The sequence below is a fragment of the Silvimonas terrae genome, assembly GCF_014202765.1.
Classification (GTDB): domain Bacteria; phylum Pseudomonadota; class Gammaproteobacteria; order Burkholderiales; family Chitinibacteraceae; genus Silvimonas; species Silvimonas terrae.
The window spans coordinates 194,767-208,999 of sequence record NZ_JACHHN010000005.1 but is presented as its reverse complement, the minus strand read 5'-3'; the positions used below and the strand labels follow the sequence as shown (position 1 = coordinate 208,999).

Here is a 14,233-nt window from a genome sequence, read left to right as displayed (position 1 = left end):
CGCTGGTGGGCTGTGAGTGGCTCGAACACTCGACCTACGGATTAAGAGTCCGCTGCTCTACCAACTGAGCTAACAGCCCAACGAGGCCGCAATATTATATAGGGACCCCTACCCTGTCAAGCGCCTTGACGCAGTTTTTTACAGTTTGATGTTGGGCATGGCCTGTGTAGCAATAATCGCACCCCGGTGCTGAATTACGGTGCCGGCCAGGGTATTACCGGTTGCGGCGGCTTCGGCCGGGGTATGGCCGGTGAGGCGGGCGGCAACGTATCCCGCGCCGAATGAGTCGCCAGCGGCAGTGGTATCGACTACTTTTTCTACGCGGGTGGGTTGGATGGATTGCGGTGGTTGGCCGGCAAGGCGCACGACAGTGTCATTGCCGCCTTGTTTAACCACGACTTCTGGCACAGGCAGCGCCAGCGCAGTGGCAAGGGCTTGTTCTGTGGTGACGACGCCGGCGGCCATGGCGATGTCGTCATCCAGCGTGATCAGGGCGATGTCGCAACTGGCGTATGCTCGGGCATACCACTGGCGGGCCTCTGCGGCGTCGCGCCACAGGCGGGGGCGGTAGTTATTGTCGAAGATGACCTTGCCACCGGCTGCGCGCAAGGTGCTGGCCGCTTGCAGCAGGCGTTCTCTGCCGGCCTCGGGCAGGATCGCCAGACTGATGCCACTGAAATAAAGCACATCAATATCACTCAGGGCGGCTTCAAGTGGGGTGACCTGGGCGTCGAAATACGCTTTGGCCGCACTGGTGTCGCGCCAGTAGCTGAAATGCCGCTCCCCGGAGGGATCGACCTGGATCATATACAAACCGGGCACGCGGCCCTGCAGTTGCTGTACCAGGCCAGTCTTGATCCCTTCCGCCTGCCAGGCGGCCAGCATGGCCTCACTGTGCGGGTCATCGCCCAGGGCGGTGACGTAGTTGATGTCCACGGCCTTGTCGTGCAACAGGCGTGAGAGGTAAACCGCCGTGTTCAGGGTATCGCCGCCAAAGGTACGGCGCAGCAATCCGGCGCCGTCTTCTTGCAGTTCAATCATGCATTCGCCAATTAGCGCGACACGTTGCGGGGAACTCATGGACATCTTCCTTGTTTATTGAAGTGGCACAGACCAGATTGTGAATGGTTATCAATTTACGTGGCCCGGTCAGCGCTGGCCTGATATCGTCCGGGCAAGCCCTGTCTGGGGGCGTTTTTACACTGATACACACGGAGTCATTATCCATGCGTTTGCTGCATACCATGCTGCGCGTCGGCAACCTTGATCGATCCATTGCCTTTTATACCGAAGTGCTGGGCATGCGCCTTTTGCGCAAGCACGACTATCCGGACGGCAAATTCACCCTGGCGTTTGTGGGCTACGGTGATGAACACGATACCGCCGTGATTGAACTGACCCATAACTGGGATACCGAGCACTACGATCTGGGCAACGGTTACGGTCATATCGCGATCGAAACCGACGATATTTTTGCGACCTGTGAGGCAGTTCGTCAAAAGGGCGGTACGGTCACGCGTGAACCAGGCCCGATGAAGCACGGTACCACCGTGATTGCGTTTGTCGCCGATCCGGATGGCTACAAGATCGAGTTTATCCAGCAAAAGAGCTGACCGATCCCGCTTGCCGGCCGGGCATTTGTCCGGCCTTGTTTGTTTTGACTGTCGAACCCTTGTTGAGCCAGCGCTGCGCCCATGCCCCTTCTTTGCAAACGCCTACTGCCATTGCTACTGTTGTTACCTGCCGTTGCGCTGGGCGCAGAGCCTGATGGCGCCAGCTTGTCGCTGGGCTGGACCATCCCGTTTGCCGGCATGTTGCTGTCGATCGCGCTGTTTCCGCTGCTGGCGCCGCACTTGTGGCATGACCATTTTGGCAAGATTGCGGCGTTCTGGGTGGCGTTGTTCCTGATCCCGTTTGCCCTGGCCTTTGGCCCGGACGCCGCGCTGCATAACGTGGTGCACGCGCTGGTGGGCGAGTACATTCCGTTTATCTTGTTGCTGTTTGCGCTGTACACCATCTCGGGCGGGATTCTGGTTTGGGGTACGTTGCGTGGTTCGCCTGCACTCAATACCGGCATTCTGGCCCTGGGTACCCTGCTGGCTTCTGTCATGGGGACCACGGGTGCGGCCATGTTGTTGATCCGCCCCTTGCTCAAGGCCAATGCGCACCGGCAGCACAACGTGCATGTGGTGGTGTTCTTTATTTTTCTGGTCGCCAATATTGGCGGCGGGCTAACGCCGCTGGGTGATCCGCCGTTGTTCCTCGGTTTCTTGCAGGGCGTCTCGTTCATGTGGACGGTGACGCATATGCTGCCCTCTGTCGCGTTTTGCAGCGCAGTGCTGCTGACCGTGTTCTATTTTCTGGATCGGCATTTCTGGCGGCGCGACCCGGTGCCCGTCATCACAGAAAAACCCAAACCCGTCAGATTGTATGGCACCTGGAACATGGTGTTGATTGCGGGTGTGGTCGGCGCGGTGCTGATGTCCGGCCTGTGGGATAGCGGCGTCACGCTGGATATCTACGGCACGCCGGTTGCGCTGCAAAGCCTGGTGCGGGATGGCTTGTTGCTGGGCCTGGGTCTGGTGTCACTGTGGCTCACGCCCAGACAAATACGCGCGGGCAATGAGTTCAACTGGTTTCCGATTCTGGAAGTCGCCAAGCTGTTTGCCGCCATCTTCATCACCATTGCCCCTGCCATTGCCATTTTGCGCGCCGGCCCAGACGGCCACCTGGCCAGCCTCGTCAACCTGGTCAGCAACGAACTGGGCCAACCTGTCGATGGCATGTATTTCTGGATGACGGGCTTGCTGTCGAGCTTTCTGGATAACGCACCGACCTATCTGGTGTTCTTCAATCTGGCGCATGGCGATGCGGCGCACATGATGGGCCCCATGGCATCGACCCTGCTGGCGATCTCGATGGGCGCGGTGTTCATGGGCGCCAATACTTATATTGGCAATGCGCCCAATTTCATGGTCAAGGCCATTGCCGAACAAAACCGTGTGGCCATGCCGGGTTTCTTTGGTTACATGCTGTGGTCCGGCGCCATTTTGTTGCCGTTGTACTTGCTGGTCACCCTGATTTTCTTCCACTTCTGAGCGCCAGCGCGCTGCGGGCTGGCTGGTCTGCAGCGCGCATTTATCCCTTGCGCACCAGCCCAGCATATTTCTCAAAATATGCCATGATAATTTTCACGGCACTTTCTTTTCATTGTGAGAAATGTCGGTGGAACCTATCCGGCAACTTTCTCTCTATTTCTCAAAGTTTGTCCTAAGGTTACCCAGTAACTTTGTCACAGCAGGCGTCGGCTTGTCTGGCGCATTGATCCATGTCAGAGGCCGTTCATGTAAACGGCATAAACTGAATACAACCCGGCAAAAGCTTTGCAGCGCAAAGACAGCTAGCCAGACCAGTTTTGCAATCACAACCAGAACGAGGTGAACCGTGGCTCAAAAAGCTCTTCCCAAGGACCTCATCGACAAGATGCACGCATACTGGCGTGCCGCTAACTACCTGTCAGTTGGCCAGATCTACTTGCTCGATAACCCCCTGTTGAAAAAACCACTCAAGCGCGAACACGTCAAACCGCGCCTGCTGGGGCACTGGGGTACAACACCGGGTCTGAATTTTGTATATGTGCATTTGAACCGGGTGATCAAGGAACGCAATCTGTCGGTCGCGTATATTGCCGGCCCGGGGCACGGTGGCCCAGGCCTGGTGGCCAATACCTGGCTGGAAGGCACCTACGGCGAAATCTATCCGAGCATCGGCCAGACCACTGACGGCATCCAGCGCCTGTTCAAACAGTTCTCTTTCCCGGGTGGTATTCCATCTCACGTCGCCCCGGAAACCCCGGGCTCCATGCACGAAGGCGGCGAACTGGGTTATTCGGTGTCGCATGCGTTTGGCGCCGCGTTTGATAATCCGGACCTCATGATCGCTTGCGTGGTGGGTGACGGCGAAGCAGAAACCGGCCCGCTGGCCACCAGCTGGCACTCCAACAAGTATCTGCACCCGATCAATGACGGTTTTGTATTACCCATTTTGCATCTGAATGGCTACAAGATCGCCAACCCGACGCTGCTCTCGCGCATTTCGCACGAGGAACTGCAAAAGCTGTTTGAAGGCTACGGTTACACACCGCACTTTGTCGAAGTGGGCAAAGATGTCCATGACTACGCCGACATGCATCAGCGCTTTGCCGCCACGCTCGATACCGTGCTCGATGAGCTGGCCGCGATCCGCAAAAACGCGCTCAAGGAACAAAAAGCCGGCAAACCACTGACCCGCCCGAAATGGCCGATGATCATTCTGCGCAGCCCCAAGGGCTGGACTGGTCCGGAAACCATTGATGGCAAGAAAGTCGAGGATTACTGGCGCAGCCACCAGGTCCCGTTCTCCGACATGACGCCGGAACACGTGAAGAACCTGGAAGACTGGCTCAAGAGCTACAAGCCCAAGGAACTCTTCACTGACGATGGCGCGCTCAAGCCGGAACTGCAGGAACTCGCCCCCAAGGGTGAACTGCGCATGGGTGCCAACCCGCACGTGCACGGCCAGGTCACCCGTGATCTGAAAATGCCGGACTTCCGCAAATATGCGGTCGAGGTCAAAAAGCCGGCGACGACCAATGCAGAAGCCACCCGCGTGATGGGCAAGTTCCTGCGCGATGTGATGAAGGAAAACCTGGATTCCCAGAACTTCCGCATTTTTGGCCCGGACGAAACCGCATCCAACCGCTGGCAAGACGTATTTGATGTCACTGGCAAGCAATGGCAGGCCGATTACAAGCCGGAAGACGCCAACAACGACTTCCTGGCCCAGAACGGTCGTGTGATGGAAATCCTCTCTGAGCATACTTGTCAGGGCTGGCTGGAAGGGTATCTGCTGACGGGCCGTCACGGCTTCTTCAGCTGCTACGAAGCGTTCATCCACGTCATTGACTCCATGTTCAACCAGCACGCCAAGTGGTTGAAGACCACGCGTGACATCCACTGGCGCAAACAGGTGCCGTCGCTGAACTACCTGTTGACCAGCCACGTGTGGCGCCAGGATCACAATGGTTTCTCGCACCAGGATCCGGGCTTCCTGGATCACGTGGTCAACAAGAAGTCTGAAGTGATCCGCGTGTACCTGCCGCCAGATGCCAACACCTTGCTGTCGGTGACCGATCACTGCCTGCGTTCACGTCATTATGTGAACGTGGTGGTAGCAGGCAAGCAACCGGCACTGCAATACCTGACCATGGATCAGGCGATCAAGCATTGCACCAAGGGCGTGGGCATCTGGGACTGGGCATCCAACGATCAAGGCGCTGAGCCGGATGTCGTGGTGGCGTGCTCGGGTGATGTGCCAACCATGGAAGCGCTGGCTGCCACCGACTTGCTGCGTCAACACTTCCCGGATCTGAAAATCCGCTTTGTGAACGTGGTCGACTTGATGACGCTGCAACCCAAGATCGAGCACCCGCACGGTCTGGATGATCACGAGTTCGATTCGGTCTTCACCACCGACAAGCCGATCGTGTTCGCCTTCCACGGTTACCCGTGGCTGATCCACCGCATTACCTATCGCCGCAACGGTCACGACAATCTGCACGTGCGCGGCTATGTGGAAAACGGCACGACCTCCACCCCGTTCGACATGGTGGTCATGAATCAGGTTGACCGTTACTCGCTGGCGATTGATGTGATCGACCGCGTACCGGCGCTGGCAGTGAAGGGTGCGCATGTGCGGCAGAAGTTTGAAGACAAGCTCATTGAACACAAGCACTACATCAATGAGCATGGCGATGACATGCCGGAAGTACGCGACTGGAAGTGGCCATACTAAGCCGCAAGGCTTGATTCGCCACATAAACGACCCGCTCCGGCGGGTCGTTTTTTATTGGGCGTTGTCAGTGATGAGCATGACAAAACGCAGCCTGCGTGGAAAACCAGTATTGCGGTGCGGCAAATTCCGACAGTACATTCTCAAGAGCTCGCATACAATCGAACCCTGAGCCACACCCAAGCCGGAGTGCCCTGTGTCTGACCTGGAACTGCTGACCCGAATCTGTGACCTTGCCCGCGACGTTGCCGCGCGCGAGGTCATGCCGCGTTTTCTGAAAGTAGCCAGCGGGCGCAAACAGGACGGCAGCACGTTTACCGAGGCCGATCTGGCCAGTCAGGCGGCGCTGGTCCAGGCCCTGCCGCAGATCGTGGATTGCCCGGTGCTGGGTGAAGAAATGACCACGGCAGAGCAGCTCAAGCTGCTGGAAGACAACCCGGAAGGCCTATGGATTGTCGACCCCATTGATGGCACGACAAACTTTATTCACGGCTTGCCGTACTTTGCCATTTCCATTGCGCTGATGCGCCACGGCCGTTCTGCACTGGGGGTGGTTTACCTGCCCGTGCTGGATGAATGCTATTACGCAGCGGCCGGCCAGGGCGCCTGGTGCAATGGCGAGCCCTTGCCGTTGATTGCGCCGGATATCCAGACGGGCGATGGCGTGGCCATTGTCGAGACCAAACACCTCACCGGTCGCCTGCCCAACCGGGTGGTGTCCGTGGCGCCGTTTGCCAGCCTGCGCAACTTTGGCGCGTCCACCATAGACTGGTGTTTCCTGGCGGCGGGCCGGGTCGACATCATGTTGCACGGCTCGCAAAAGCTGTGGGATTACGCCGCCGGCGCACTGATTGCCGAAGAAGCCGGCTGCCAGTTGGCCACACTCAATCTGGATGATTACTGGGCCGACCGGGTGATGGCACGCTCGGCCATTGCCGCACGCACCGCAGCCCTGTTCGGCCCGTGGCGCGACTGGGTCAGATCGAACCGATAATGCCCCGTTCGCACGGGTAAACCACGCCAAGGTCAGCGCGTGCATGATCCAGCAGGCGAATCATGCCGCGTGAAGTTTCGTGCGACATGATCGGGCTCTGGCGCTTGCCGTCGCGCAGTAGTTCGCAAAAGTGCGCAGCCTCATAGTTCAGACCGCCACCTTCCGCGGGTTCATGCAGTTCCACTTTGCGGCCATCGGCATACACAATGGTGGCCCGTTCCGGGTGCCACCATTTTTCGTGAATGACGACGTGGCCGCCGGTGCCGCTGATCATGGCATCGCCCGCGCCACCCACGCCCAAACCGCAATACACGTGCGAGAACCCGTTGCGGTGACGGCTGTTGATGCTGGCAAAGGTATCCACGCCGCCTTCCACCGTGCCCTGCACTTGTACGTTCTGCGCTGCGCCCAGCCAGTCCACGGCCAGAAACACGCCGTACACGCCGATATCCAGCAAACCGCCGCCGGCCAGCGCCGGGTCATACAGGCGGCCACCGGATTGGGCATCGGGAATGGCAAAGCCGGCGCGGGTAAAGCGGATCTGGCCGATCGGGTCTTGCTGCAGTGTCTCCCGCAGTTTGCGGTACAGCGGGTAGAACGGCGGCTTCATGGCCTCCATGAAGAGCTTGTCGCTCACGGCGGCTTGCGCCAGCACCGCTTCCAGTTCGCCCAGGCTGATCGCCGCAGGTTTTTCACAGAGCACGGCCTTGCCAGCGGCGAGTGCGGCCAGACAATACTGGGCATGGCTATTGTGCGGGGTGGCAATGTAGACGGCGTCGATATCGCTGGCCAGCAGGGATTCGAGTGAAGATGCCGCCGTAGCGCCAAAGTCTTTGGCAAAGGCAGCCGCCTTGTCGGCGGTGTGATTCCAGACCTGCACCAGTTTGGCATCAGGTACGTATTGCAGGCCGTCGGCAAAACGACGGGCAATCCCGCCGGTTCCGATCACGCCAAAGCGTATGGTTTGGGAGGACATGGCACATTCCGTTGACTGGATTTTATTGGGCCATGATACCCCGTGAGATGTGACGGGCGAACCGGGTAAACACTGGACAGACGACAAACATCACATCTGGCCGGGATAACGTTGCGGCCAGACCTGAAAAAGGGCCGCCTCAGCGACCCTTTTGCCCGTCCGCATCGCCATTCCGGCAATCAGGCTTTGTCAAAGCGCATCAGCGCCAGGCTGCCGCGCAGATTGGGCAGGAACAAGACTTTCTGGTCTTGATGCATCACCACCTGGCCGGTGGCCTTCATGCCCAGCTTGTTCAGCAGCACGCCAAAGTCATAGATGGTGCACAGGTGAATATTGGGCGTGTTGTACCACTGGTAGGGGATGGTTTCCGACACCGGCATGCGGCCCAGCGCCAGTTGCCAGCGGTTTTCCCAGTAGCCAAAGTTGGGGAAGGTGACGATGCCAGTGCGGCCCACACGCAACATCTCAACAAGGATGTTCTCGATGTTGTGCATGGCCTGAATGGTCAGCGACAGCACCACGTAGTCAAACGTGTTGTCCTCGAACGTGCCCAGGCCGCTTTCCAGATCGGTCTGGATCACGTCGACGTTTTTCTCGACGCAGGCGGTGACGCTATCAACGTCGATTTCCACGCCATAGCCCTGCACGCGCTTGTGGCTGGACAGCCAGGAGAGCAAAGAGCCATCGCCGCAACCCAGATCGAGTACGCTGGCATTCGGGTCAATCCAGTCCGCCACATTGCGCAGGTCGGGGCGCAAAGTCAGGTTGTTCATGCGCTCACCTCCGCAGCCACACGGTTCATATAGGCCCGCATGATGTTGTGATACGGCGCGTCTTCCATCAGGAAGGCATCGTGGCCGTGGGCCGATTCAATTTCGGCGTAGCTGACGTGCTTTCTGGCATCCAGCAGGGCTTTGACGATTTCGCGCGAGCGTTCCGGCGCAAAGCGCCAGTCGCTGGTAAAGGAGATCACCAGGAATTTGGCCAGCGCGTCTTTCAGCGCCACGGCCAGATTGCCACCGTAATGGCGGGCCGGATCAAAATAATCCAGCGCCTTGGTCATCAACAGATAGGTGTTGGCGTCGAACATGTCCGAGAACTTGTCGCCCTGGTAGCGCAGGTAGGATTCGATCTCAAACTCGACCTCGTAGCTGTAGCGGTACTCGCCGCTGCGCAGCAGACGGCCGAATTTCTCGCCCATGCCGTCGTCGGACAGGTAGGTGATATGACCCAGCATGCGCGCCAGGCGCAGGCCACGGCGCGGTACGGTGTTGTGGGCGTAGAAGTCGCCGCCATGAAAATCCGGATCGGTCAGAATGGCCTGACGGGCCACGTCATTAAACGCAATATTCTGCGCCGTGAGCTTGGGCGCAGAGGCAATCACCAGCGCGTGACGCACCCGCTGCGGGTAGGTGATGGTCCAACGCAGCGCCTGCATGCCGCCCAGGCTACCGCCAATGACCGCCGCAAACTGGTGAATGCCCAGCATGTCGGCCAGGCGTGCCTGGGTTTCTACCCAGTCGCGCACCAGCACCAGCGGAAACCGCGAACCATACGGCGTGCCGGTTTCCGGATCGATAGATGACGGCCCGGTCGAACCATGACAACCACCCAGGTTGTTCAGGCCAATGACAAAGAAGCGGTTGGTATCGATGGGCTTGCCCGGCCCGATCATGTTGTCCCACCAGCCTGGGTTCTTGTCCGTTTCCTCGTAACGCCCGGCCACATGGTGGTGGCCCGACAGCGCGTGGCAGATCAGGATGGCGTTGGAGCGGTTCTCGTTGAGCGTGCCGTAGGTTTCATACATCAGCTCGTAGCGCGGCAAGGTCACACCGCTCGACAAGGCGATGGGCTGATCGAACACGGCCTTCTGGGCGGTGACGATCCCTACGCTTGACGGGTTGGTCATGGTCGGTCCTGTTGCTGGTGTTGTGCAAGGCGTTCAGGGTTGCGCTGGCGAGTGCGAAGACTCATCGCCGGCAAACTGCGCCGCGTGCATGTGCGTGTATTGGCCGCCCTTGGTGATCAGCTCACTATGGTGGCCAGATTCAATGATCTTGCCGTGCTGCATGACCACAATGCGGTCGACGTTTTCGATGGTGGAAAGCCGGTGTGCGATGACGATGGTGGTGCGGTTCTTCATCAGGTTTTCCAGCGCGGCCTGCACTTTGCGCTCGGACTCGGTATCCAGCGCGCTGGTCGCTTCATCCAGGATCAGGATGGGGGCATCTTTGTAAATGGCGCGGGCAATGGCCAGCCGCTGGCGCTGACCGCCGGACAGGCGCACGCCGTTTTCGCCCAGAATGCTGTCAAAGCCTTCCGGCATGGCTTCCACGAAATCCCGCGCAAACGCGGCTTCGGCGGCAGCCAGCACCCGCTCGCGCGAGGGATTGGCATCACCGTAGGCAATGTTGGCGGCCACGGTGTCGTTAAACAGCACGACGTCCTGGCTGACCATGGCAAATTGCCGGCGCAAATCCAGCAGCTTGTAGTCAGACAGCTTTACGCCATCGAGCTTGATACTGCCACTGGTAGGGTCGTAAAAACGCGGCAACAGGTTCGCCAGCGTGGTCTTGCCACTGCCGGAACTACCCACCAGCGCCACGGATTCCCCCGGCGCCACCGTCAGCGAGACGTGATCGAGCGCCGGGCGATTTTCATCGTTGTACTGGAACACCAGATCTTCAATATCAAGTTCGCCCCGCGCCCGATCCAGCGCTTGCGCGCCGGCATCGGTTTCGGGTTCTTCATCCAGCACGGCAAACACAGACTCGGCGGCAGCAAGGCCACGGTGCAGGCTTTCGTTGATCTTGGTGATGTTCTTGATCGGGGTTTGCAACGCCATCATGGCGACCATGAAGGACACGAACGAGCCCGCCGTCAGCACCCCGGCCTGCGCGCGCAGGCTGGCGTAGTAAATGATGGCCGCCAGCGTGATCCCGATCAAAAACATGATCAGGCCCGAGTTGGTACTGGATGTGGCCGCACGCTTTACCGCCAGCGAGCGCACCCGGTTGTTCACCGTGAAAAAGCGGCCGATCTCGTATTTGCCACCGCCAAACACCTTGACGATGCGCTGGCCGGAGATCGACTCATCCAGAATGCTGGTCATCTCCCCCATGGAAGACTGGGTTGCACGCGACAACTTGCGCTGGCGCTTGCCCACAATACGGATCGACAACGCAACGCCCGGCAGCAATATCACGCACAACAGGGTGAGCTTCCAGTCGGTATACAGCATGACGCCCAGCAGAAACACAGCCAGCATGGAGTCTCGCACCAGCACGGTCAGCACCTGTACACCGGCCTCCATGATCTGGTTGACGTCATACGTCACGCGGGAGACCAGTACGCCGACGGAAGACTTGTCGAAGAACTTGACCGGCAACTGCATAAAGCGGGCGAACATGCTTTCGCGCAGGTCATGCATCACCCGGGAGGACAACCACGCGCTGGCGTAGTCGCTGGAGAAATTGGATACCAGCCGCAGCACGGCCATGCCCAGAATGATGGCCGGCAGAATCCAGGCATCCCGGCGAGCCAGCGAGTCGGCGCGCAGGTTATGGTCCACCAGCGGCTGCAACAGGCGCGTCAGGGCGGCGTCGACGCCAGCAGAAACGGCAAGGCCCACCATGGACATCACGACCATGCCCCAGTAGGGCTTGATCTGCTGCAGGATGCGGAAATAGAGGGTACGGCTGGTGGTGCGATTGCTCATGCAGGTGGCTTGTCTGGCGCAAAACGCTGATTATAAACGGGGTGGGGATTAGCGGGGGGTAAAACGCGCCGTTGGCGCGGTATTCGCGTTAGGCGCGACTTACCGTGGCGATTTGCAAACCAGGTCGTCACTGCGGCCTTGAGCCGGAATCCAGTAGCGGCATTGGCAGATGCCACGATGTAGCCCGGATGAAGCGGCAGCGAGAATCCGGGGAGACTGGCCTGGATAATGTTGTTGCAGTTCGTAGGGTGGATTCGGAGCGAGAGCGACAATCCACCATGGTGGCGTTTGAGTGTTAGCGCCTGACGGCACAGGTGTGAAAAGCGTTTGATACCCGGGGTGCCGGGCCCACGTCACTTTCTTTGCTTCGCCACCTCGGCGGCCCCAAAGAAAGTAACCAAAGAAAGGCGACCCCAGCCTGGCGGCCCTCCGGGCTGCCCTCAGTCAGTCGGGAGCCTAAGGTCTCCCTCCCTTCTTCGGCGCTGGGCTTTAATGGGGGAGGAAAGTCAAAAACAACCCCAACTGCAACAACGAAAACCATGGCTGCTAGCGCCCAGCGGGTTTGGCCGTTGTCCCCTTGACTGCGCCGAGCATCGCAGCGAAGTCCGGGGTTTCGGCGTAAGGGTGTTTGAGCGAAGCGAGTTCCTGCCCCTTGGGGGTACCCCCACAAAGTTGATCATCCCATCGGATGACAGTAGAAGCGGGGCTGGAGCCAGCCGGACTTCGCGAGAAGCACAGGGAACCCGCGCAGCGGGCGCAGTCGCAGGGGTCGCCTTTTCTTTGGGCACTTTCTTTTGGCGACCCAAAAGAAAGTGCCTGGCTATCGGGCTACCCCCGACATGTAAAAAACCCGCGCCGCAGGCGCTAACAACGCTTTCCTGTTTTGCTGCGCCCCTTACCCTTCCTGCCGCTTCAGATAAATCGTCGCCATATCCGGCTCATCCAGCGCCCTCACCACACTGGCCGGGTTACCCGCCACCAGCGTGCAGCGGGGCACGTCTTGCGTGACCACAGACCCCGCGCCAATCACGGCGTGATCGCCTATCGTCACACCAGGACAAATAATGGCGCCCGCGCCGATCCAGACATTTTCGCCAATGGTCACCGGTTTGGCTGTGAACGCCACTTGTTGGCGTTCCCACGGGTCTACGGGGTGCGTGGTGCTGTGGATTTGCACCCAGGGCGCGATCAGGGTGTAGTCGCCAATGATCACCGGGGCGCTGCCAGAAATGGTCAGGCCCAGGTTGACGAACACTTTCTTGCCCAGGTGTACGTTGTGGCCGGCGGCAACAAATAACGGTGGGGTGACGCTGGCGCCTTCGGCCTGGCCAAACAGCAACGGCAATAACGCGGCACGGTCAGCATCAGAGGTGGCAGGATCGTTGAAACGTTGCAGGCGTTCGCGCGCGGCTTGCCAGTTTTCCCGGTTCTGCCCGATGTCTGCAAACTGATATTGCACCGATGTTTTGGCCATGATCCCGCCCCTCTTCACAGATCGCCGCAGCTTACCGCGTGCACAGGCCCATGGCTGCAAACGCGGCAATCCCGGCTAACTGGCGCGATTGGCCAGGGCTTCGCGCATGCGGTGCAGGGCTTCTTGCAGGGTGCCCAGCGCGCAACCAAAGTTCAGCCGGACAAAGCCTTTGAGGCCAAAATCCGCCCCGCTGGACAAACCCACACCCGCTGCTTCAAAAAACGCGGCTGGGTCCTCGATGCCGGTCGCCCGGCAATCTACCCAGGCCAGGTACGTGGCTTCTGGCCGGGTCACGCGCAGCCCTTGATAGCCATCCAGTTGTTGCATCACCAGATCACGGTTGCGCCGCAGAATGTCCAGCAATTGGGCACGCCAGGCCACGCCATCACGGTAGGCGGCTTCGCACGCTACATAGCCGAAAATGTTCACATGCGGCACGATGCCGCGCATGACATCGGCAAAGCGCTTGCGTAGCGCCGGGTTGGGAATGATGGCAAAGGAACAACCCAGGCCCGGCACGTTGTAGGTCTTGGAGGGTGCCATCAGCGTAATGCTGCGCTGGGCAGCGTCTTCAGAGAGCGCAGCAAACGGCACGTGTTTGTGTTCCGCGTCCAGGATCAGATCGCAGTGGATTTCATCGCTGACCACGATCATGTCGTGGCGCTGCGCCACAGCGGCCAGTTGCAGCAGCTCTTCAGTGCGCCAGACGCGGCCGACCGGGTTGTGCGGGTGGCACAGCATCAGCGTGTTGTTGCCCGGCCCCAGGCTGCTGACCAGTTGATCGATATCCCATGCCCAATGCGCGCCATCGGCCGTATCGGCTTCCAGCATCGGAACGCGCACAAGGCGGCGTTGCGAGAGCACGGGTGCACTCATGAATGGCGGGTAAACCGGCGTGGCGGTCAGCACCGGATCGTCGTGGCTGCCGGTGGCCCGGCAGGCCACATTCAGGCCCACCACCAAGCCTGGCAGCGGCACCAGCCAGTCTGGCTGAATCTGCCAGTGGTAGTCGCGCTGCATGGCCATGACCAGCGTCTGCACCAGCGAGGCTTGCGGGTCCGGATAGCCGAACACGCCATGGGCCACGCGCGCCTGCAAGGCCTCGGTAATGGCGGGTGGCGAGGCAAAGTCCATATCCGCCACCCACAGCGGCAGAACGTCTTCGCCGTACTTGCGCCACTTGGTACTGTCGCTGTCGCGACGGTTGATGACCGTATCAAAATCAAACATCCGCAATCCTTG

The 14,233-nt window shown here is 59.5% G+C and carries 11 protein-coding genes and 1 tRNA gene; 4 read left to right on the top strand and 8 right to left on the bottom strand.

Annotated elements, in window-relative coordinates:
- Positions 1–3: 3 nt before the first annotated feature.
- Both HNQ50_RS13760 and HNQ50_RS13755 read right to left on the bottom strand, forming a co-directional pair.
- Positions 4–79: transfer RNA gene (locus HNQ50_RS13760), tRNA-Lys, on the bottom strand.
- Between the two features lie 59 nt (positions 80–138).
- Positions 139–1,080, bottom strand: coding sequence for a sugar kinase (locus tag HNQ50_RS13755; RefSeq protein WP_184101683.1), 942 nt, complete (start codon positions 1,078–1,080; stop codon positions 139–141).
- 146 nt (positions 1,081–1,226) lie between these two features.
- Here HNQ50_RS13755 and gloA point away from each other — a divergent pair, with 146 nt between their 5' ends.
- From gloA to HNQ50_RS13735, 4 genes are all read left to right on the top strand, one after another.
- Positions 1,227–1,613, top strand: coding sequence for a lactoylglutathione lyase (gene gloA / locus HNQ50_RS13750; RefSeq protein WP_184101682.1), 387 nt, complete (start codon positions 1,227–1,229; stop codon positions 1,611–1,613).
- Positions 1,614–1,694: 81 nt separating this feature from the next.
- On the top strand, positions 1,695–3,098 hold the full coding sequence (locus HNQ50_RS13745; RefSeq protein WP_184101681.1) for a sodium:proton antiporter: 1,404 nt from the start codon (positions 1,695–1,697) through the stop codon (positions 3,096–3,098).
- 346 nt (positions 3,099–3,444) lie between these two features.
- Positions 3,445–5,832 (top strand): phosphoketolase family protein, encoded by a 2,388-nt coding sequence (locus HNQ50_RS13740; protein ID WP_308419162.1) that lies wholly within the window; start codon positions 3,445–3,447, stop codon positions 5,830–5,832.
- A gap of 202 nt (positions 5,833–6,034) precedes the next feature.
- Positions 6,035–6,823 (top strand): inositol monophosphatase family protein, encoded by a 789-nt coding sequence (locus HNQ50_RS13735; RefSeq protein WP_505965933.1) that lies wholly within the window; start codon positions 6,035–6,037, stop codon positions 6,821–6,823.
- Here the strand turns inward: HNQ50_RS13735 and HNQ50_RS13730 are convergent.
- From HNQ50_RS13730 to HNQ50_RS13705, 6 genes are all read right to left on the bottom strand, one after another.
- Positions 6,807–7,799 (bottom strand): Gfo/Idh/MocA family protein, encoded by a 993-nt coding sequence (locus tag HNQ50_RS13730; protein ID WP_184101680.1) that lies wholly within the window; start codon positions 7,797–7,799, stop codon positions 6,807–6,809. The two genes, HNQ50_RS13735 and HNQ50_RS13730, sit on opposite strands and share 17 nt — an antisense overlap.
- 179 nt (positions 7,800–7,978) lie before the next feature.
- On the bottom strand, positions 7,979–8,572 hold the full coding sequence (metW, locus tag HNQ50_RS13725; protein WP_184101679.1) for a methionine biosynthesis protein MetW: 594 nt from the start codon (positions 8,570–8,572) through the stop codon (positions 7,979–7,981).
- Positions 8,569–9,708: a homoserine O-succinyltransferase MetX gene (metX, locus tag HNQ50_RS13720; protein WP_184101677.1), complete on the bottom strand. Its 1,140-nt coding sequence runs from the start codon at positions 9,706–9,708 to the stop codon at positions 8,569–8,571. The genes metW and metX overlap by 4 nt, the downstream gene beginning before the upstream one ends.
- 33 nt (positions 9,709–9,741) lie before the next feature.
- Positions 9,742–11,517, bottom strand: a complete 1,776-nt coding sequence (gene msbA, locus HNQ50_RS13715; protein WP_184101675.1) for a lipid A export permease/ATP-binding protein MsbA — start codon at positions 11,515–11,517, stop codon at positions 9,742–9,744.
- 895 nt (positions 11,518–12,412) lie between these two features.
- Entirely contained in the window at positions 12,413–12,991 is a 579-nt protein-coding gene (locus HNQ50_RS22370; RefSeq protein WP_184101673.1) for a sugar O-acetyltransferase, read from the bottom strand.
- Between the two features lie 75 nt (positions 12,992–13,066).
- On the bottom strand, positions 13,067–14,221 hold the full coding sequence (locus HNQ50_RS13705) for a MalY/PatB family protein (protein WP_184101671.1): 1,155 nt from the start codon (positions 14,219–14,221) through the stop codon (positions 13,067–13,069).
- Positions 14,222–14,233 lie beyond the last annotated feature (12 nt).